Source organism: Pseudomonas sp. WOUb67, assembly GCF_050058005.1.
Lineage (GTDB): Bacteria > Pseudomonadota > Gammaproteobacteria > Pseudomonadales > Pseudomonadaceae > Aquipseudomonas > Aquipseudomonas putida_R.
This window is the reverse complement of sequence record NZ_CP170112.1, coordinates 2,784,420-2,803,283: the sequence shown is the minus strand read 5'-3', so window position 1 is coordinate 2,803,283 and position 18,864 is coordinate 2,784,420. Positions and strand designations below refer to the sequence as shown.

The 18,864-nt window shown below is 62.7% G+C and carries 19 protein-coding genes and 1 tRNA gene; 9 read left to right on the top strand and 11 right to left on the bottom strand.

Annotated features, from left to right (window positions below; genetic code table 11):
• Window positions 1–135 precede the first annotated feature (135 nt).
• The 5 genes from ABOC32_RS12545 (at window position 136) to ABOC32_RS12525 (ending at window position 5,711) form a co-directional block, all read left to right on the top strand.
• Window positions 136–1,446 (top strand): MFS transporter, encoded by a 1,311-nt coding sequence (locus tag ABOC32_RS12545; RefSeq protein ID WP_426811228.1) that lies wholly within the window; start codon window positions 136–138, stop codon window positions 1,444–1,446.
• Window positions 1,446–2,201 (top strand): class II aldolase/adducin family protein, encoded by a 756-nt coding sequence (locus ABOC32_RS12540; RefSeq protein WP_426811227.1) that lies wholly within the window; start codon window positions 1,446–1,448, stop codon window positions 2,199–2,201. Before ABOC32_RS12545 ends, ABOC32_RS12540 begins: the two co-directional genes overlap by 1 nt.
• Window position 2,202: 1 nt before the next feature.
• A complete protein-coding gene (locus ABOC32_RS12535; protein WP_426811226.1) occupies window positions 2,203–3,135 on the top strand; it encodes a 2-hydroxyacid dehydrogenase in 933 nt (310 codons plus the stop codon).
• Window positions 3,136–3,161: 26 nt separating this feature from the next.
• Window positions 3,162–4,178 carry a histone deacetylase family protein gene (locus ABOC32_RS12530; protein ID WP_426811225.1) on the top strand — a complete coding sequence of 339 codons (1,017 nt, stop codon included), beginning with the start codon at window positions 3,162–3,164 and terminating at the stop codon, window positions 4,176–4,178.
• A 186-nt stretch (window positions 4,179–4,364) separates the two neighbouring features.
• Window positions 4,365–5,711 carry an OprD family porin gene (locus ABOC32_RS12525; protein WP_426811224.1) on the top strand — a complete coding sequence of 449 codons (1,347 nt, stop codon included), beginning with the start codon at window positions 4,365–4,367 and terminating at the stop codon, window positions 5,709–5,711.
• Between the two features lie 271 nt (window positions 5,712–5,982).
• Here the strand turns inward: ABOC32_RS12525 and ABOC32_RS12520 are convergent.
• The 7 genes from ABOC32_RS12520 to ABOC32_RS12490 all read right to left on the bottom strand — a co-directional run bounded on the left by ABOC32_RS12520 (window position 5,983) and on the right by ABOC32_RS12490 (window position 10,587).
• Window positions 5,983–6,058: transfer RNA gene (locus ABOC32_RS12520), tRNA-Gly, on the bottom strand.
• A 63-nt stretch (window positions 6,059–6,121) separates the two neighbouring features.
• Window positions 6,122–6,682, bottom strand: a complete 561-nt coding sequence (gene pgsA, locus ABOC32_RS12515; RefSeq protein WP_016498771.1) for a CDP-diacylglycerol--glycerol-3-phosphate 3-phosphatidyltransferase — start codon at window positions 6,680–6,682, stop codon at window positions 6,122–6,124.
• A 33-nt stretch (window positions 6,683–6,715) separates the two neighbouring features.
• Complete coding sequence (uvrC, locus tag ABOC32_RS12510; protein ID WP_086978392.1) at window positions 6,716–8,539, bottom strand: excinuclease ABC subunit UvrC; 1,824 nt, start codon at window positions 8,537–8,539, stop codon at window positions 6,716–6,718.
• A gap of 6 nt (window positions 8,540–8,545) precedes the next feature.
• Window positions 8,546–9,184: a response regulator transcription factor GacA gene (gacA, locus tag ABOC32_RS12505; RefSeq protein WP_023047491.1), complete on the bottom strand. Its 639-nt coding sequence runs from the start codon at window positions 9,182–9,184 to the stop codon at window positions 8,546–8,548.
• Between the two features lie 63 nt (window positions 9,185–9,247).
• Window positions 9,248–9,637 carry a helix-turn-helix domain-containing protein gene (locus ABOC32_RS12500; protein ID WP_426811223.1) on the bottom strand — a complete coding sequence of 130 codons (390 nt, stop codon included), beginning with the start codon at window positions 9,635–9,637 and terminating at the stop codon, window positions 9,248–9,250.
• A gap of 120 nt (window positions 9,638–9,757) precedes the next feature.
• Window positions 9,758–10,189 carry a GNAT family N-acetyltransferase gene (locus ABOC32_RS12495; protein ID WP_426811222.1) on the bottom strand — a complete coding sequence of 144 codons (432 nt, stop codon included), beginning with the start codon at window positions 10,187–10,189 and terminating at the stop codon, window positions 9,758–9,760.
• An 11-nt stretch (window positions 10,190–10,200) separates the two neighbouring features.
• Window positions 10,201–10,587 (bottom strand): DUF488 domain-containing protein, encoded by a 387-nt coding sequence (locus ABOC32_RS12490; protein WP_426811221.1) that lies wholly within the window; start codon window positions 10,585–10,587, stop codon window positions 10,201–10,203.
• Window positions 10,588–10,714: 127 nt separating this feature from the next.
• Between ABOC32_RS12490 and ABOC32_RS12485 the strand changes: the two genes are divergently transcribed.
• Window positions 10,715–12,331 carry an inorganic phosphate transporter gene (locus ABOC32_RS12485; RefSeq protein ID WP_426811220.1) on the top strand — a complete coding sequence of 539 codons (1,617 nt, stop codon included), beginning with the start codon at window positions 10,715–10,717 and terminating at the stop codon, window positions 12,329–12,331.
• A 165-nt stretch (window positions 12,332–12,496) separates the two neighbouring features.
• Here the strand turns inward: ABOC32_RS12485 and ABOC32_RS12480 are convergent, their stop codons facing one another.
• The 3 genes from ABOC32_RS12480 to ABOC32_RS12470 form a co-directional block, all read right to left on the bottom strand.
• Window positions 12,497–13,192: a glutathione S-transferase N-terminal domain-containing protein gene (locus tag ABOC32_RS12480; RefSeq protein WP_426811219.1), complete on the bottom strand. Its 696-nt coding sequence runs from the start codon at window positions 13,190–13,192 to the stop codon at window positions 12,497–12,499.
• 87 nt (window positions 13,193–13,279) lie between these two features.
• Entirely contained in the window at window positions 13,280–13,777 is a 498-nt protein-coding gene (locus tag ABOC32_RS12475; RefSeq protein ID WP_426811218.1) for a PaaI family thioesterase, read from the bottom strand.
• 57 nt (window positions 13,778–13,834) lie between these two features.
• On the bottom strand, window positions 13,835–15,217 hold the full coding sequence (locus tag ABOC32_RS12470) for an amino acid permease (protein WP_426811217.1): 1,383 nt from the start codon (window positions 15,215–15,217) through the stop codon (window positions 13,835–13,837).
• Between the two features lie 255 nt (window positions 15,218–15,472).
• Here ABOC32_RS12470 and gcvA point away from each other — a divergent pair, with 255 nt between their 5' ends.
• Window positions 15,473–16,369, top strand: a complete 897-nt coding sequence (gcvA, locus tag ABOC32_RS12465; protein ID WP_105946551.1) for a transcriptional regulator GcvA — start codon at window positions 15,473–15,475, stop codon at window positions 16,367–16,369.
• A gap of 234 nt (window positions 16,370–16,603) precedes the next feature.
• Window positions 16,604–17,854, top strand: a complete 1,251-nt coding sequence (locus tag ABOC32_RS12460; RefSeq protein WP_426811216.1) for a 2-aminoadipate transaminase — start codon at window positions 16,604–16,606, stop codon at window positions 17,852–17,854.
• 3 nt (window positions 17,855–17,857) lie between these two features.
• Here the strand turns inward: ABOC32_RS12460 and ABOC32_RS12455 are convergent, their stop codons facing one another.
• Complete coding sequence (locus ABOC32_RS12455; RefSeq protein ID WP_086978402.1) at window positions 17,858–18,160, bottom strand: hypothetical protein; 303 nt, start codon at window positions 18,158–18,160, stop codon at window positions 17,858–17,860.
• A 232-nt stretch (window positions 18,161–18,392) separates the two neighbouring features.
• Here ABOC32_RS12455 and ABOC32_RS12450 point away from each other — a divergent pair, with 232 nt between their 5' ends.
• Window positions 18,393–18,818 (top strand): hypothetical protein, encoded by a 426-nt coding sequence (locus ABOC32_RS12450; RefSeq protein WP_426811215.1) that lies wholly within the window; start codon window positions 18,393–18,395, stop codon window positions 18,816–18,818.
• Window positions 18,819–18,864: the final 46 nt, after the last annotated feature.

Below are 18,864 nucleotides of genomic sequence, written 5' to 3'. Positions count from 1 at the left end.
GAGTATTTAAATTAGAAGCTTTTCCTAGAATAGGACTTGGCTCACCATCAAGCAACGCACCGCCAGAGTGCCTTTGTCCTGCCCGTGCAGGGCTCTCCTTCTCCTGCCTATAACAATGACGCCCAGGAGCCTCAGATGACGACCAACACCCCCACCCCGCGTCGTGCCGCGGCGGCTGCCTTTATTGGCACCACCATCGAATTCTATGATTTCTACATCTACGCCTTTGCCGCAGCCCTGGTGCTCGGGCAGCTGTTCTTCCCCAGCGAAAACCCGATGCTCAGCACCATGGCCGCGTTCGGCAGCTTTGCCGTGGGCTTCATCGCCCGGCCGTTCGCCGGCATGGTATTCGGCCACCTGGGCGACCGCCTGGGGCGCAAGAAAATGCTGCTGGTGACCATCGTGCTGATGGGCGTGGCCACCACCTGCATCGGCCTGCTGCCAACCTACGCACAGGCCGGTATCTGGGCCCCCATCGGCCTGATCTTCCTGCGCCTGCTACAGGGCATTTCAGTCGGTGGCGAATGGGGCGGCGCGGTGCTGATGGCCAGCGAGCATGCGCCCAAGGGCCGCAAGGTGTTCTTCGCCTCGTTCGCCCAGTGGGGCAGCCCGGCAGGCCTGCTGCTGGCGCTGATCGCCTTCCGCTTCATCACGGCCATGGAGACGGAAGACCTGATGAGCTGGGGCTGGCGTATTCCGTTCCTGATGAGCGGGCTGCTGATGATCGTCGGCTTGCTGATCCGCTTCGGCGTGCCGGAGTCGCCAGAGTTTGCCGAGGTCAAGGACAGCGACCAGACCAGCGCCAACCCGGTGCGCGAAGTGCTGCGCAACCACTGGCGGAACATCGTCTTCGCAGCCCTGGCCGTGACCATCGGCTCTGGCGGGTTCTTCTTCACCAACACCTTCATGATCACCTACGTCACCCAGTATCAGGGCATCGCCAAGACCACCATTCTCGATTGCCTGTTCGTGGTCACCATCCTGCAGTTTCTCTCGCAACCCTGTTCGGCCATGCTCGCCGAGCGCCTCGGCGAAGGGCGTTTCCTGACGTGGGTCGCTGCGCTGTGCATGGTGGTGCCGTACCCGATGTTCCTGCTGGTACAAACCGGCAATGTGGTCTACATGACCGCCGGCATCGCCCTGGCCGTGGTCATGCTGTCGGCACTGTATGCGGTGATTGCCGGGTACATGGCCGAAGCCTTCCCGGCCCGGGTGCGTTACTCGGGCATTTCCATCGCCTACCAACTGGGCAGCGGCCTGACCGGTGGCCTCACGCCAATGCTGGGCACGTTCGTTGCCGGCCAGTTCGCCGGGCAATGGGTACCGCTGGCGCTGTTCTTCAGCGTGCTGGCCTTGATGTCGCTGGCCGGCGTGCTGGGGCTCTCGCACCTGCGCAGCGCCGGCGCCAGGCCGGCCGCCCTCTCCACTTCGCAAGGAATCGCCTGATGAGCAAGCCTCACAATATGTCAGACACCGAATGGCAATCGCGCTGTGAGCTGGCGGCGCTGTATCGCCTGATCGCCTACTACCGCATGACCGACCTGATCGATACGCACATCACCCTGCGTGTACCGGGCCCTGACCGGCACTTTCTGATCAACCGCTACGGCGTGGCGTTCGAGAAGATGCGCGCCAGCGACCTGGTGCTGATCGACCTGGACGGCAACGTGGTCGACAGCCACTTCAACAGTGGCAAGGTCAATGCGGCCGGCTTCGTCATCCACTCGGCGATCCACGAGGCGCGCCCGGACCTGCACTGCATCATCCACACCCACACGGCAGCGGGCATGGCGGTGGCAGCGCAGCGCGACGGTTTGCTGCCGCTGACCCAGCACGCGCTGAAGTTCTACGGCAACCTGGCGTACCACACCTACGAAGGCATCGCCCTGTCACTGGAAGAGCGCGAGCGGCTGGTCGCCGACCTTGGCGCGCACAAGGCGATGATCCTGCGCAACCATGGGCTGCTGGCCGCCGGCAGCGGCGTGGCGGCAGCGTTCCACGAGATCTATTTCCTGGAGCGCGCCTGCCAGGCACAAATCCAGGCGATGTCTGCCGGCGTGGCGTTGAACATCCCCAGTGAGGAAGTGTGCCGGCACACCGCAGCCCAGTTCGGCCGCGATGGCATCGACGGCATCATCGACATGGCCTGGCAGGCCGCGCTCAGCCTGATCGACGCGCAGCGCAGCGAGTGGTGCAGCTGACATGGCCAGCCTTGTATTGCTTTGCCAGAACCCGGCGCTGACTGACTGGCTGGCCGCGCTGTTCGCCGAACACGCCCCGCAGCTGAACGTGCTGCGCCCGGACGCTGCCGGCGCACGGCACGCCGAAGTGGCCGTGTGCTGGTTCCCGCCCCAAGGTAGCCTTGGCCGCTTGCCGAACCTGCGCCTGGTGCACTCGATCGGCTCGGGGATCGACCACCTGGCCCAGGACAGCTCACGCGATGTGTCGCTGCCTGTGTGCCGGGTGGTCGACCCTGACCACACCCAGGGCATGAGCGAGTACGTGCATTGGGGCGTGCTGCACTTTCACCGGGGCTTCGACCGGGTGATTGCAGGCAACGCCCGCCAGCACTGGCAGCGCCCGGTGCAGCGCAAGGCAGGCGACTACCGGGTTGGCGTGATGGGGCTGGGCGCGATTGGCGCACCGGTGGCGCAGCGGTTGGCGGCGGCAGGTTATGACGTGCGCGGTTGGGCCCGTACGCCGCGCCAGCTCGATGGCGTAACCACCTTTGAAGGCGCGGGTTCGCTGCATGATTTCCTCACCGGGCTGGATGTGCTGGTCAACCTGCTGCCCCTCACCGCCAGCACGCACGGTGTACTGAACCATGCGGTATTCCGGCACATGGCCGAAGGCAGCGCCCTGATCAACTGTGGCCGTGGCCAGCACCTTAACCCGGACGACCTGCGCCAGGCGCTGGCCAGCGGGCAGTTGCGCGGCGCCTTGCTCGATGTGTTCGAACAGGAGCCGCTGCCCGCCGATTCGCCGCTGTGGCACACGCCCGGGGTGTGGGTGACACCGCACATGGCTTCGGCCGCATCCGACCTGTGCATCGCCCGGCAAGTGGCCGACAACGTGTCGCGCCTGAATGCCGGGCTGGAACTGAACAACCTGGTCAATCCCGAACTGGGCTATTGACCGCACGCGTTACCAAGAGGTGTTCCATGAAAACGTTTTTCCATCCTGCTCAACGCCTGCACCACCCCCGTTCCTACCTGTCGCGTGGCCAGATGCGCCAACCGCAGGAAGTGCCGGCACGCATCGACCCGCTACTGGCCGTGGTCGAAAAGCTCGGCTACCCGCTGCTCGAACCCGCCGACCACGGCCTGGCGCCGCTGGCGGCCGTGCATGGCCAGCCGTATCTGGACTACCTGGACAGCGCCTACCAGCAATGGCATGAAGTGCCAGAGGACTGGGGCGATGAGGTGATGTCCAACATCTACATCCGCGAAGGCAACCCCTTGCGCGGCATCCTCGGCAAGACGGCCCGCTACCTGGCCGATGGCAGTTGCCCGATTGGCGAGCACACCTGGCAGGCCGCCTACTGGTCGGCGCAGAGCGCGGTGGCCGCGGCACATGCGGTAATCGAAGGCGACCAGGCCGCATATGCCCTGTGCCGGCCACCAGGTCACCACGCCCGCGCCGAAGCCGCAGGTGGGTTCTGCTTCCTGAACAACGCCGCTATAGCCGCCCAAGTGCTGCGTGGCAAGTTCGGCAAAGTGGCAGTGCTCGACACCGACATGCACCACGGGCAGGGCATCCAGGAAATCTTCTACGAGCGGGACGATGTGCTGTACGTGTCGATTCATGGCGACCCGACCAACTTCTACCCGGTGGTCGCCGGTTTCGATGATGAGACCGGGGCTGGCGCAGGGGTTGGCTTCAACCTGAACCTGCCCATGGCACACGGCGCCAGCGAAGCGGATTTCTTTGCCTGCATGGACAAGGCGGCAACGGCGCTGCGTGCTTTCGCGCCGGACGTGCTGGTGCTGTCGCTGGGCTTTGACATCTACGAAAACGACCCGCAGTCCAAGGTACACGTCAGCCATGAAGGGTTCCGCCTGCTGGGGCAGCGGATCAAGGCGCTGGGCCTGCCTTGCGTGGTGGTCCAGGAGGGTGGCTACGACATTGCGACCCTGGATGAAAATGCCTCGCGCTTCTTTAACGGCATGACTGCCTGAGGCAACACCCGATGTGCTCCGGGTTGCCATGGGCAACCCGGCCTTCCGAGCAATACAACAATAAAGAGCGCAACTCGCCGCACCCGCAAGTTAGCGATCAGGCCCCCGGCTGCCCGCCGCAGACGCAGGGGCAATAACAATAAATCTTCACGCTGCCGTTCTTAATCTGGCAATAAGGAAGTCTTCATGTCGCTCAAAAATTTCACCTTGGGGATGGCAGGCGCGAGTGCCTGTCTGTTGGGCTCGATTGCCTGCGCGGCTGAATCGGACCATGGTTTTATTGAAGACAGTACCACCACGGTCGGCTTGCGAAACTTCTACTGGAACGCCGACAACCGCAACGGCAGTTACCTCAACCCGGCCGGCGAGCGGCAAAGTTATCGCCAGGAATGGGCGCAAGGTGTGCTGGCCAAGTTCAATTCCGGCTACACCCAGGGGCTGGTGGGGTTCGGCCTGGACCTGCATTACATGGGGGCGGTAAAGCTCGACGGTGGCAAGGGCCGGGTTGGCGACGGTATTGGCAATGGCGGCATCGTCGCGCGCGACAACCAGGGCGACCCCAAACATGAATACTCCAAGGCCGGTAGCGCGGTAAAGGTGCGGGTTGGCAGCACTGAACTGGCCTATGGCGACCTGTTCCCGGATTCGCCCGTACTCAAATACGGTGATATCCGCCTGCTGCCGCAAACGCTCCGAGGCTGGAACGTCACCGATCATTCCTTCGCCGGGCTGGCCCTGAACGCAGGGCGCTTCACCTCCAGCAGCGACCGGGCAGCAACCAACCACGGCGGCCAGTTGGGTACCACCTACGGTGGCCGCCAGGCCGACAGTGACTTTGTCAGTTATTACGGCGGCATCTACACCGGCGTCGACAATGTGAAGGTCAAACTGTTCGGGTCGGAACTGGACAATATCTGGAACCAGCAGTTTGCCTCCATCGAATACCGTGTGCCTTTGAAGGTGGGTGGCGTGTTCAATACCGGCGCCAATTACTACCGTACGCGTGACACCGGTACCTCGCTACTGGGCGATATTCGCAACGATGCCTGGAGTGCCCGGGTGGGCTACGCACTGGGTGGGCACAAGTTCGAAGTGGCCTATACCCGCATCGATGGCGACCAGCCTTTCGACTATGTCTGGAACAGTTTCGACATCGAACTGGATGCGGCCTCCCAGGGCAGCGACTTCAACAGCCCCAACGAAAAAGCCTGGAGTGCACGCTACGACCTGGACGCCGTCATCTTTGGCGTACCCGGGCTGAGCTTCACGGCGCGCTACATACGCGGTACCGATATTGATGGCCGCGATGCCGGCGGTGCCTATTCACGGTTCCAGGCGGTCCGCGACGGTTCGCAGTGGGAACGGGACTTGTGGGTGAAATACGTGGTGCAGTCCGGGCCTGTAAAAAACCTGTCCCTGCGTGTGCTGCATGCGTCGATGCGCACGGGCGGTGATTACGGGGCAATCGCCAATGACCTGGACCAGACCCGGATCATTCTGGACTACCCACTGGACCTGAACTTTCTGAAATAGCCCGGCAAACCTGCGCGGGGCTATCGGAGCAACGGTCTTGCACCATCATTCATATTTAAGCATCAACCTGTAGGAGCAGCCTTGTGCTGCGAAGAGGCCGGCAAGGCTGAAGATCATCTTCGGCTGCAATGGCCTCTTCGCAGCACAAGGCTGCTCCTACAGGGCTTGTGTTTGCTTTGAGAAAGGAGAACGTCAATAAAATGCAGGCATAAAAAAAGAGGCCCTAGGGCCTCTTCTTTTTTGATCCCAGCGACGCACTGAGGATCGAATTTGGAGCGGGAAACGAGACTCGAACTCGCGACCCCGACCTTGGCAAGGTCGTGCTCTACCAACTGAGCTATTCCCGCGTCGTGATGGGTGCCATTCTAGCGATTTCTAAAACAGCGTCAAGCCCTTGATTCAAAAAAAGTTTATTTCTGTTCCGAGCCTTCGCGCAGGTGCGGCCAGGCGGCCAGCAGGTAGTGCACCATCGACCACAGCGTAAGCCCCGCCGCCACCAGCAGCAGCCCGTAGCCCAGGATGACCCAGAACGTTACCGCTGGCGGGTTGGCCAGCAGGATCACCAGCGCCAGCATTTGTGCCGCGGTCTTCCACTTGCCAAGGTTGGACACCGCCACGTGCGCCCGTGCGCCCAGCTCGGCCATCCACTCGCGCAGTGCCGACACCACGATTTCGCGGCCGATGATGACCGCGGCCGGCAGGGTCAGCCAGAAGTTGGCGTGGGTCTGCACCAGCAGCACCAGGGCCACCGCCACCATCAGCTTGTCGGCCACCGGGTCCAGGAAGGCACCGAACGGTGTGCTCTGCTGCAGGCGACGCGCCAGGTAGCCGTCCAGCCAGTCGGTGGCGGCGGCAACGGCAAACACGCTGCTGGCTGCCATATAGCTCCAGTGATAGGGCATATAGAACAGCAGGATGAAGCACGGAATGAGCAGGACGCGTAGAACGGTGAGCAGGTTTGGAATATTCATCGGTACGACTGGCTGCAAGTTGAGCCCGGCATTCTACTCGCTATGCAGGCTGGCATAAATCGACTCGGCAAGCTTTTTACTGATGCCGGGGGCTTTGGCAATTTCATCGATACTGGCGCGGTTGAGCTCCTGCAGGCCGCCGAAATGTTTCAGCAGGTCGCGCCGGCGCTTGGGCCCTACCCCGGCCACGTCCTCCAGGCTGGACACCCGACGGGCCTTGCCGCGGCGGGCGCGGTGGCCGGTAATGGCGAAACGGTGGGCTTCGTCGCGGATCTGCTGAATCAGGTGCAGGGCCGGTGAATCACCTTTCAGGGTGAACTCGTGGTGCACGTCATTCAGGTACAGGGTTTCAAAACCGGCCTTGCGGGTAACGCCCTTGGCCACACCGAGCAGGGTCAGGTCGGTGAAGCCCAGCTCCTGCATCACATCGCGGGCCATGTTCAACTGGCCCTTGCCGCCGTCCACCAGCAACACGTCGGGCAGCTTGCCCTCACCGTCCTTGATGCGCCCGTAACGACGGGTCAGGGCCTGGTGCATGGCGGCGTAGTCATCGCCGGCAGTGACGCCTTCGATGTTGAAGCGGCGGTAGTCGGACTTCAGCGCACCTTCGGGGCCGAATACCACGCAACTGGCCACGGTGGCTTCGCCGCTGGAATGGCTGATGTCGTAGCACTCCAGGCGCTGCGGCACTTCGTCCAGGCCCAGCACTTCGGCCAAGGCCTCGAAGCGTGCAGCCATGTGCTGGCGGTTTGCCAGGCGGGCATTCAGCGCCTGCTCGGCATTGGTCACTGCCAGCTGCTGCCAGCGGGCGCGCGTGCCACGTACCCGGTGGCTGATGGTCAGCTCGCGGCCACGCAGCGTGTGTAGTGCTTCGGTGATGGCGTCGAAGTCTTCGTGAACCACGTTGACGATCAACTCGCCGGGCAGTTCGCGCTCTGCGTTGCCCAGGTAGTACTGGGAGAGGAACGCGGCCATGACCTCGGCCACTTCCTCCTCGATGCCCACCTGCGGGAAGAAGTTCTTGCTGCCCAGCACCCGGCCGCCGCGCACGCTGATCAGGTGCACACAGGCGCCACCCGGGTTGACGAAGGCGGCGATGACATCGACGTCGCCAGTGCCGCCCTCGATGTACTGCTGGTCCTGCACGCGGCGCAAGAGGGCGATCTGGTCGCGCAACTCGGCGGCTTTTTCGAAATTGAGGGCCATGGCGGCCTTCTCCATCTCGGCATTCAACTCGTTGCCCAATTGCTGGCTACGGCCTTCAAGGAACATCACCGAATGGCGCACGTCGTCGGCGTATTCCTCGGCGCTGACCAGGTCGGTGCAGGGCCCTTTGCAGCGTTTGATCTGGTACTGCAGGCACGGCCGGGTGCGGTTGGCGTAGTAGCTGTCTTCGCACTGGCGCACCGAAAAGGCCTTTTGCAGCAGGCTGAGGCTTTCGCGGATGGCCCCGGCGCTGGGGTATGGGCCAAAGTAGCGGCCCTTGGCCTTTTTCGCCCCACGGTGAATGCCCAACCGCGGAAACTCGCCGTCGGACAGGAACACGTAGGGGTAGGATTTATCGTCGCGCAGCAGGATGTTGTACGGCGGCCGCCATTCCTTGATCAGGTTCTGCTCCAGCAGCAACGCCTCGGTTTCGTTGGCGGTGATGGTGGTTTCAACCTGGGCGATACGCGCTACCAGCGCGGCGGTCTTGGGCGCCAGGCCGGTTTTGCGGAAATAGCTGGCCAGGCGTTTCTTGAGGTTCTTGGCCTTGCCCACGTAAAGCAGCCGGGCTTCGGCGTCGAACATCCGGTAAACGCCCGGGCGACCACTGCAGGTCGCCAGGAATGCGCTGGCATCAAAAGCTTGGGACATGAGGTTTTACAGGCTTGCGTCGACCATACCGTGGCGAACGGCCAGCAAGGTCAGTTCGACGTCGCTGGTGACCGAGAGTTTTTCAAAGATCCGATAACGGTAAGTATTGACGGTCTTGGGCGAGAGACACAACTTGTCAGAGATGATCTGCACTTTCTGGCAGCCGACGATCATCAGGGCAATCTGGATTTCCCGCTCCGACAGCGTGTCGAACGGTGAGCCCTGCGGCTGGAACGGTTTCAGCGCCAGCTGCTGGGCGATTTGCGGGCTGATGTAGCGCTGGCCGGCAAACGCCAGGCGGATGGCCTGGACCATTTCGTCAAGGCCTGCGCCCTTGGTCAGGTAACCGGCCGCACCGGCCTGCAACAGGCGCGTGGGGAACGGGTCTTCCTCGCACACGGTCACGGCCACTACCTTGATGTCCGGGTGGCTGCGCAGCAGTTTGCGGGTGGCCTCCAGGCCGCCGATGCCGGGCATTTTCACGTCCATCAGCACCACGTCCGGCTTCAGCTCACGGGCCAGCTTGAGCGCGGATTCGCCCGAGTCCCCCTCACCCACCACCTGCAGGCCATCGATGTCGGCCAGCATGCGGGTAATACCGGTTCGTACCAGATCGTGATCGTCGACCACTAAGACCCTAATCAAGCACACACCTCGTCAGCAGGGCGATTGGATCCCGCCACCTTAACAAAATTTTTCCAAACGGGTCTAACGCATTGCTTCTGTAAGAAACGCCTGACGCTCAACAGTGACATGCCTCACTGTTTGCCTGGGCTTTCTATCGCTGCTCAAGCGGCCCAGCAGGTGCCAGATGGCCGCCTGGTCGTCCATGGGCAATTGCCGGAAGGCGCCCAGCAACCCCGACTCATCCGTACTCAGCCCCTCCAGCGGGGCCGGCGTGCGAATGCCGCTAAGCACGTACAGTGCATCCACCCCCCTGGCCGCGAGGGCTGCCAGGTAATCGACCCGTGGCGTGCGCTCGCCGCTTTCGTACTTGCCCTGGGCATTGGGTTCGACCCCACCGATATCGCCAAACACGCGCTGGGTCATGCCCAGGCGTTCACGCTCTTCCCGCAGCCGCGGACCAATCCCGTTCATTGTGGGCTTCTCCTTATCCCTGATCACGCTCATCCTCCGCCGCCCCGTCTGCGGGCGACCGTGAACGCCTGGGTTCACTATGCCCCTGCGCTTCGGTCGCGACAAGCCATCATTGCGCTACTAGCCGATCGAACGTTGCATGCGCACAAAGCACGCGTCCTCACCCATTTCGGCAAAGCCGTGGCGCAGGTACAAAAGGCGCGCCGGGTTGCTGCGAAACACCATCAGCCGCAGCAATGGCAGGCGCCGTTGACCGGCCCACAGCGCCAGCTCTTCCAATACCCAACTGCCGACACCGCGCCCGCGATGCTCGGGCAACAGGTGCAACTCGCGGATAAACAGTGCCTGGCGGTCCTGGCTGAGGCTGCAGAAACCCAACAGGGTGTCGCCTTCGCTGATCAGCCACTGCTCGCGCCAACCCCAGGCCTGGTCGAAGGCGTCCTCGATCCAAAGCAGGTCAAATTCACGGTAGTACGGCAGCATGGCGCGACGCGTGAGGTCGCGGGCAAAGGTGCGGTGATTGTCGTTGGCGGGAATCAGTTGCAGGGGCATCACCACATCGCTCATTGGGCATAACAGACAGGTGAACTGCCAGGCCCACGCCGGTCCAGTTCGCTTTCCAGCCAGTCGGCCAGCACCCGGGCATTGTTGTGCTCGGTGTCCTTGCCTGCATAAAGCAGGGTCAGCGTGCCCTTGTCGGCCAGGCCCAGCAGCGGGTACCAGTACTCGGGATGGGCCGCCAGCTCTTGCTGGTAGCGCTGGGTAAAACCGGCAAAGTCGACGTCCCCCTGGTGAAACGCCTTACGCAAATCATCCGAGGGTGCCACTTCGCGCAACCACTGCCCGTGCAAGTCTTCCTTGCGCTTGTTGCGCGGCCACAGGCGGTCGACCAGCACTCGCTGGCCATCGTCGCCCGTGACCGCATCGTAGACACGCTTGCAGCGGATCATGGGTTTCTCCTGCATTTACCGTCCGTCTTGAGCCTAGATAATTCATTGATCGAGGTCACGGTCGGGTTACGAATTGTTTCTATGCTCAAGGCCTTCGGCAACTTGCCCAATGCCAACCGGAGCCATCATGGCAACCCCGTCACTGGCCAGCCAGCCGCACCTGGCCCAGCGCAACCCCCGCCCGCAGCTTGACCACAAGCCAGGGCGCGCCACCCTCGTGCTGTTCTTCGGCCTGCTGCTGGCGGGTATCGCCTACACCGCCTGGAGCCTGAAGCAGGATGTAAACGCCAGCGGCACGGTGATCACCACCGTCACGCCGTTTCTGCTGCTGGGCCTGGCACTGTTGATTGCCCTGGGCTTCGAATTCGTCAATGGTTTCCACGACACCGCCAACGCGGTGGCCACGGTGATCTACACCAATGCGTTGCCGGCACCGGTCGCGGTGGTGTGGTCCGGGCTGTGCAACTTCCTCGGCGTGCTGCTCTCCAGTGGCGCGGTGGCATTCGGCATCATCGCCCTGCTGCCGGTGGAACTGATTCTACAGGTGGGCTCCTCGGCCGGCTTTGCGATGGTTTTTGCCCTGCTGCTGGCGGCGATCATCTGGAACCTCGGCACCTGGTGGCTGGGGCTGCCGGCGTCATCCTCGCACACCCTGATCGGCTCGATCATCGGTGTAGGTGTGGCCAATGCGCTGATGCATGGGCGTGACGGCACCAGCGGCGTGGACTGGGCCCAGGCCAGCAAGGTGGGTTATGCCCTGCTGTTCTCCCCCCTGATCGGCTTTGCCTGCGCCGCCTTGTTGTTGCTCGCGCTGCGTGCACTGGTCAAACGTCAGGCGCTGTACCAGGCGCCGCAAGGCCAGACACCACCGCCATGGTGGATTCGAGGCGTACTGATCCTGACGTGCACCGGGGTGTCCTTCGCTCACGGTTCCAACGACGGCCAGAAAGGCATGGGCCTGATCATGCTGATTCTGGTCGGCACCTTGCCAATGGCGTACGCGCTGAACAGGACCATTCCCAATGAGCAGGCCCTGCAGTTTTCTGCCGTTGCCGAAGTGACCCGCCAGGCGCTGGTGCGCAGCGACCCGCCAGAGGCCCCCGTCGATCCGCGCCAGACGCTGACCGCGTTCATTGGTGAACCCAAGGCCAGCCCGCAATTGGTCCCGGCGCTGGCGGCGCTGACCGGGATGATCGGTGAAGAGGTCAAAGGCTACGGCTCGCTCAAGCGTATACCCGCCGAAGCCATGGCCAACGTGCGCAATGACATGTACCTGACCAGCGAAGCCATTCGCCTGATCGAGAAAAACCGGCTGGTGGCATTCGACGCCGACACCCGCAGCCATGTGCAACTGTTCAAGACGCAACTGGACGACGCCACCCGCTTCATCCCGCTGTGGGTCAAAGTGGCCGTGGCCATCGCGCTGGGGCTGGGGACCATGGTTGGCTGGCGGCGCATCGTGGTGACGGTGGGCGAGAAGATCGGCAAGACCCACCTGAGCTACGCCCAAGGCGCCTCGGCGGAGGTCGTTGCCATGTGCACCATTGGCGCAGCGGACATGTTCGGGTTGCCGGTCTCGACTACCCACGTGCTGAGCTCGGGGGTGGCGGGGACCATGGTGGCGAATGGGTCGGGGATTCAGAAGCGCACGTTGTTCAACTTGCTGATGGCCTGGGTGCTGACCCTGCCGGCGGCGATGCTGTTGGCTGGGAGCCTTTACTGGCTGCTGAGCCACATTTTCTAAACCTGAACTGCGGCCTCTGTAGGAGCGGCCTTGTGTCGCGAAAGGGCTGCAAAGCAGCCCCGGCAATTTATGCATTGTTGCTGAAATCCCGGGGCCGCTTTGCGGCCCTTTCGCGACACAAGGCCGCTCCTACAGGGGCAGGTGTACAGGGCTGGTTCTGGGTTATCAGCTTGGGATTTTCAAGCCGCGCTGCACCGCTGGCCGTTCGAGGAACGTGGCCAGCACCCGCTGCACTTCCTTGAACTGATCAAAACCCACCAACTCCCGTGCGTTGTAGCGATCTACCAGGTTACGCACCCACGGGAGGATGGCAATGTCGGCGATGCTGTATTCGTCCACCATCCACTCCCGGCCTTTCAAATGCCGGTCCAGCACACCCAGCAGCCGCTTGGACTCGTTGACATAGCGGTCACGCGGGCGCTTGTCTTCATAGTCCTTGCCCGCAAAGAAATGGAAGAACCCGACCTGGCCGAACATCGGGCCGATGCCGCCCATCTGGAACATCAGCCACTGCAGGGTCTGGTAGCGCTGGGCGGGATGCTGGCTGAGCAGTTGACCACTTTTCTCTGCCAGGTACTGCAAGATCGCCCCGGATTCGAACAAGGGCAACGGCTGCCCGCCCGGGCCGTCGGGGTCCAGGATGGCCGGGATCTTGTTGTTGGCACTGAGCGAGATGAATTCGGGGCTCAACTGGTCATCGTTGTCGAAACTGACCTTGTGCGCCTCGTAGGGCAGGCCGATTTCTTCGAGCATGATCGACACCTTGACGCCGTTGGGTGTCGGCAGCGAGTACAGCTGCAGGCGTTCGGGGTGTTTGGCGGGCCACTTGCGGGTAATAGGGAAAGCACTGAGATCGGTCATGATCAACCTTGCCTGGGGAATGAACCTGTCACTCTAGAGACATCCCCGGCGGCTGACCATCACCGACCGCTCATCAGCGCTGGCAACTCAGGCTTGGCCGTGGGCCTTGAGCTTGAGCTTTTCGGTATCGACACGGACGAACACCGAGTCGGCCGTCACGGTCAGCACATCGTCAGCCCAGACTTCACAAATCACCCGGCTCTTGCGCCCCACGTCCCCTTCCACCCGGGCCTTGAGCCGCAGCTCGACACCCATCGGCGTAGGTTTAAGGTAGGTCAGGTTGAGTGTGCCGGTAACGCAGTCGATTCGCGGCAGGCTGCCCGGCTCGCGGCCTTCGTTGCGGTAGTGGTAGGCCATGGCCGTCCAGTTGGAATGGCAGTCGACCAGCATCGCCAGCAGGCCGCCGTAGACCAGGCCGGGCCAGCCAATGAAGGTGCTGTCGGGTGCATGACGGCATACCAGGTGGATGCCGTCGGCGTCCCAGTGGCTTTGCAGGTGCAGGCCGCTGGGGTGGGAGCAACCGCAGCCGTAGCAGGTGCCGTCGGGTGCCGCGAGGGCCTGAAGGGAAAGAGGTTGATCGCTCATACGCTTCCTGTGCTTATTGATATGGGGGCGCGCAACGCCCCCATTAAAGCAGATACGTCAGGCGGTCTGGGCAACCACCTTGGCGCGCCGCTGGGTCAGCGAAACCAGCAGGATGAATGCTGTCACGCCAGCGGTCATCAGGGTTTCGTAGCGGTAGGCATCGCTGAACAGCATGTAGCCCAGCACCATGACGATGGTGCCGATCACCAGCCAGGTCAGCCATGGGAACAGCCACATCTTCAGTTCCAGCGCGCGCCCTTCGCGATCGGCACGAGCACGCATGCGCAACTGCGACACGGCAATCACCAGGTACACCAGCAAGGCAATGGCGCCGGTGGTGGACAGCAAGAAGCCGAACACCTTGCCCGGGAACACATAGTTGACCAGGCACCCGGCAAAACCGGCCAGCGTCGAGAAGATGACCGCCACGGTCGGTACGCCCGAACCGGAGATACGCTTGGTCATGCTCAGTGCCTGGCCGCGGGCGCCCAGCGAATAGAGCATGCGTGACGCGGTGTACAGGCCCGAGTTCATGCAACTGGTCACCGCCACCAGTACCACCAGGTCGACCAACAGCTTGGCGCCTGGCACGTTCAGCACTTCCAGCACGCGCTGGAACGAACCGACCGCTTTCAGCGCAGGGTCATTCCAGGCCACCAGCGACACCACCAGGAAGATTGACGCCAGGTAGAAGATGGCAATGCGGTACACCACCAGGTTGGTGGCACGGCGGATCTTGTCTTTCGGGTTGGAGGTTTCGTCAGCGGCAATAGTGACGATTTCGGCGCCGAAGAACGAGAAGATGGTAATCAGCACGCCACCGAGCACAGTGCCGAACCCGTTGGGCATGAAGCCGCCGTTGTCCCACAGCCGGCTGACCCCGGACACCTCGGCCAGCGGCCAGAAGCCGAACACCGCCAAGGTGCAAACGCCGATGAAGCCAATGATCGCCACCACCTTGACCAGTGCGAACCAGTACTCGAAGGCACCGAAGTTCTTCACGCTGATCAGGTTGGTACCCGACAGCACCAGCATGATCAGGAAGGCGAACAACCAGGACGGTACGCCCGGGAAGTAGGCATGCAGGATGTCGGCGCCGGCAATCGCCTCGACCGGAATGATCAGCACCCAGAACCACCAGTACAACCAGCCGATGGTGAAGCCCGCCCAAGGGCCGATGGCCTCGGAGGCATAGGTGGAGAACGAGCCGCTGTTAGGGTTGGCGATGGCCATTTCGCCCAGCATGCGCATCACCAGCAACACCAGCAGGCCGGTCATGGCGTAAGAGATGAGGATGGCCGGGCCGGCCGTGGCGATGGCGTTTGAGGAACCGATGAACAAGCCAGCGCCGATGATGCCGGCAATGGAGATCATGGAAACCTGACGGGAAGTCAGGCCGTGCTGCAGGGAACGCTGTTTCTTGTTGTCTTGCGAAGCCATGAAGAACCCTCGAATGGGTCGGCCGCTTTGAGGCGGCTGAAGGTCGGAGCAGAATTCTTATAAATTTCTGACGGTCGTTGTTGTTGTTTTGCAGATGCCGGAAGCGGGTACTGACCTCCTCTTCACATGACCGGTTGTAATCGTTGATCCAGGTCAGTATTAATCTATAGGCCGGGGTCAACAAACGACCTTTTCGAACCACATGATTCCGCTTTGGAATGAACTCCTTCCTTTTTTGCTCGGTATTTGCCCGTCATGTCCAAACGCCTGATGCCTTCGACCACCGCCCTTCAGTGCTTCGAAGCGGCCGCCCGCCACCTCAGCTTCACCCGCGCGGCGCAGGAACTGCACCTGACCCAGAGCGCCGTCAGCAAGCAGGTGGCGCAGCTCGAAGACATGCTTTCGCACTCGCTGTTCCAGCGCATTCGCCGGCGCCTGCACCTGACCCCGGCCGGCGCGTTGTACCTCACCGAAGTGAACAAGATCCTCACCCAAATCGACATTTCCAGCCGCTACATCCTCAGCTACGGCGACGAAACCGAAGTACTGCGCATCGCCACCCAGCCCACCTTCGGCGCGCGCTGGCTGGTGCCCAAACTCAAGGGTTTCGGCGACCGCTACCCACGCATCCACCTGGACGTGCGCAACGAACTGGAGCCATTCGACCTGGTGCAGGCCAAGGCCGACATTGCCTTTTTCTTCGGCCAGGGCACCTGGCCCGGGGCAACTTGCATCGAGCTGTTCAGCGAAGAAGTGGTACCGGTGTGCAGCCCGCAGTTGCTGGCCAACCACCCTTTCGACAGCGCCCAGGCGCTGACCGAGCACCGCCTGTTGCAGTGCGTGTCGCGGCCGGAGGCCTGGCATGAATGGTTTCTGGGGTTGGGGTTGCACAGCCAGAACAGCTACCACGGGCCGCGTTTCGATACGTTCTACCTGTGCATTCGCGCGGCGATTGCCGGCTGCGGCATTGCCCTGATTCCGCGCTACCTGGTGGCCGAGGAGCTGAGCGAGGGCAAGCTGGTGGTGGCCTGGGACCACCCGGTTGCGAGCAATGGCCGGCACTTCATTGCCCATGCCGAGCATGCGGCCGAAGTGCCCAAGATCAGGGCCTTTGTGCAGTGGATTCGCGAGCGGGTGGCCGAGGGTGATTGATGTTGCCTGTACCGGCCTCTTCGCGGGTGAACCCGCTCCCACAGGATCACCACAGCCTCGAAAACTGTGCATTACCTGTGGGAGCGGGTTTACCCGCGAAGAGGCCGGCACAGGCAACAAGAATCCGGTCAGATCACGAATTCAGGGAATGACCGCAATCGAATAATTCGTTTGCGGAATAACCCCTCGGCACGCTTGGATAATAACAAATTCGAACAAAGGTCTCGCGTGCCCATGAACCAGGAAAGTATCAGCCAATCCATCGCCATCGTTCACCCGATCACACTTTCCCATGGCCGCAATGCCGAAGTCTGGGACACCGACGGCAAACGTTACATCGACTTTGTCGGCGGTATCGGCGTGCTCAACCTGGGCCACTGCAACCCCGCCGTGGTCGAAGCGATCCGGACTCAAGCCACCCGGCTGACCCACTATGCCTTCAACGCCGCTCCCCATGGCCCATACCTGGCACTGATGGAACAGCTGAGCCAGTTCGTACCGGTCAGCTACCCGTTGGCCGGCATGCTCACCAACAGCGGTGCGGAAGCTGCCGAAAACGCCCTGAAAGTCGCCCGTGGCGCCACCGGCAAGCGCGCCATCATCGCCTTCGACGGCGGCTTCCATGGCCGCACCCTGGCCACCCTGAACCTCAACGGCAAGGTGGCCCCGTACAAGCAACGGGTCGGCGACCTGCCTGGGCCGGTGTACCACCTGCCCTACCCCAGCGCAGATACCGGTGTGACCTGCGAGCAGGCACTCAAGGCCATGGAGCGCCTGTTCAGCGTCGAGCTGGCCGTGGAAGACGTGGCAGCGTTCATCCTCGAACCGGTACAGGGCGAAGGCGGTTTCCTCGCCCTCGACCCGGCCTTCGCCCAGGCCTTGCGCCGCTTCTGCGACCAACACGGCATCCTGATCATCATCGACGAGATCCAGTCCGGGTTCGGCCGCACCGGCCAGCGCTTCGCCTTCCCGCGGCTGGGCATCGAACCCGACCTGCTGCTGCTGGCCAAGAGCATTGCCGGCGGCATGCCGCTGGGCGCGGTGGTCGGGCGCAAGGAATTGATGGCAGCACTGCCCAAGGGCGGCCTCGGTGGCACCTATTCGGGCAACCCCATTGCCTGTGCGGCGGCGCTGGCCAGCCTGGCGCAGATGACCGACGAGAACATTGCCACCTGGGGTGAGCGCCAGGAGCAGGCCATCGTCAGCCGCCACCAGCGCTGGAAGGCTTCGGGCCTGAGCCCGTACATCGGCCGCCTGACGGGCGTGGGCGCCATGCGCGGCATCGAATTCGTCAATGCCGACGGCAGCCCGGCGCCGGCGCAACTGGCCAAGGTAATGGAGTCGGCACGGGCCAAGGGCTTGCTGCTGATGCCCAGCGGCAAGGCGCGGCACATCATCCGCCTGCTGGCCCCGTTGACCATCGAGGCCGAGGTGCTCGAGGAAGGGCTGGATATCCTCGAGCAGTGCCTGGTGGAACTGAACTGAGGCTTACAGGCCCAGTTCTTCGGGTGTAAGCATGTCGGACTCGAAGGCGATCCAGCCGCCTTCGAGTTCGGCATGGCCGTTGACGATCGGGCCGTAGTAGGTCAGGCCGTTCTCCAGGGTCACGCAGATGTGCGTGGCCGGCTTCTCAGGGGCCGCGAGCGTACCGACGAAATGCACCTTCTTCAGGGTTTCGGTCACCGCTTCCAGGCCAACGCGCATCTTGGGGTTTTCCGATGCCTCGGTATCTCCGCCACGGTCTTCGGCGCTGATGGTCACGGTGGCGGTGTACGGGTACTTGGTGCTCAAGCGGGGTTACCTCAATGGGTGTATAGGCGTATGGGCGCGTAGAGTACGGCAGGCGGTCTCTGTTGTCTCTACTGGCCTCTTCGCGGGCACGCCCGCTCCCACAGGGGTAGCATGCACGGTCACTGTGGGAGCGGGCGTGCCCGCGAAGAGGCCGGGCCTGCAAAAGGTGATCTGATGGGCCCGATCTGTTAGGGTGCCCGCCGATGCACGCCACACCACACGAGGATCCCGAGTGAGCGCCGAAGAACCCCTGATCGCCGACCTGTTCGATGTCGACAAACGCCTGTCCCTCAAGCCCGTCGTGGACTTCAACAGCTACCTGCGCAACGCCTTCGGCGAAGGCCCGTGCAGCTGCCACCGCTGCACTGAAGGTGGCGACGAAAGCACCTACAGCCACGCCCACACCTTCACCTTCGAAAGCCGCCAGTGGCACCGCCGCTTCGCCAGCACCTCGGGCAGCGATGTCGCCCAGGTACTGAAAAAGACCTGGCTGTCGTACACCAAGGCCGACCTCAACCTGGTCGGCACACTGGACCTGACCACCCTCAAGACCTTCACCGAAGCTGCCCTGCACCCACGCCTGCTGGCCCTGCTGACGGCCAGTGGCGTTGCCCGTGAAGTGGAAGGCCAGTGGATGCTGCAAGCCCAGGCCGACTGACGGCCCGGCGGCAGGGCAGGATTCCACCGGTCTGCTAACGTGGTGG

Bases quoted from the DNA above. Each gene is read 5' to 3' on its own strand.
- ABOC32_RS12535 (WP_426811226.1), top strand. From the start codon at position 2,203: ATGGCCAGCCTTGTATTGCTTTGCCAGAACCCGGCGCTGACTGACTGG.
- ABOC32_RS12545 (WP_426811228.1), top strand. From the start codon at position 136: ATGACGACCAACACCCCCACCCCGCGTCGTGCCGCGGCGGCTGCCTTT.
- pgsA (WP_016498771.1), bottom strand. From the start codon at position 6,682: ATGAATATTCCAAACCTGCTCACCGTTCTACGCGTCCTGCTCATTCCG.
- ABOC32_RS12470 (WP_426811217.1), bottom strand. From the start codon at position 15,217: ATGGCTTCGCAAGACAACAAGAAACAGCGTTCCCTGCAGCACGGCCTG.
- ABOC32_RS12475 (WP_426811218.1), bottom strand. From the start codon at position 13,777: ATGAGCGATCAACCTCTTTCCCTTCAGGCCCTCGCGGCACCCGACGGC.
- ABOC32_RS12480 (WP_426811219.1), bottom strand. From the start codon at position 13,192: ATGACCGATCTCAGTGCTTTCCCTATTACCCGCAAGTGGCCCGCCAAA.
- ABOC32_RS12540 (WP_426811227.1), top strand. From the start codon at position 1,446: ATGAGCAAGCCTCACAATATGTCAGACACCGAATGGCAATCGCGCTGT.
- ABOC32_RS12525 (WP_426811224.1), top strand. From the start codon at position 4,365: ATGTCGCTCAAAAATTTCACCTTGGGGATGGCAGGCGCGAGTGCCTGT.
- ABOC32_RS12495 (WP_426811222.1), bottom strand. From the start codon at position 10,189: ATGCCCCTGCAACTGATTCCCGCCAACGACAATCACCGCACCTTTGCC.
- ABOC32_RS12485 (WP_426811220.1), top strand. From the start codon at position 10,715: ATGGCAACCCCGTCACTGGCCAGCCAGCCGCACCTGGCCCAGCGCAAC.
- ABOC32_RS12490 (WP_426811221.1), bottom strand. From the start codon at position 10,587: ATGATCCGCTGCAAGCGTGTCTACGATGCGGTCACGGGCGACGATGGC.
- gcvA (WP_105946551.1), top strand. From the start codon at position 15,473: ATGTCCAAACGCCTGATGCCTTCGACCACCGCCCTTCAGTGCTTCGAA.
- ABOC32_RS12530 (WP_426811225.1), top strand. From the start codon at position 3,162: ATGAAAACGTTTTTCCATCCTGCTCAACGCCTGCACCACCCCCGTTCC.
- uvrC (WP_086978392.1), bottom strand. From the start codon at position 8,539: ATGTCCCAAGCTTTTGATGCCAGCGCATTCCTGGCGACCTGCAGTGGT.
- ABOC32_RS12460 (WP_426811216.1), top strand. From the start codon at position 16,604: ATGAACCAGGAAAGTATCAGCCAATCCATCGCCATCGTTCACCCGATC.
- ABOC32_RS12500 (WP_426811223.1), bottom strand. From the start codon at position 9,637: ATGAACGGGATTGGTCCGCGGCTGCGGGAAGAGCGTGAACGCCTGGGC.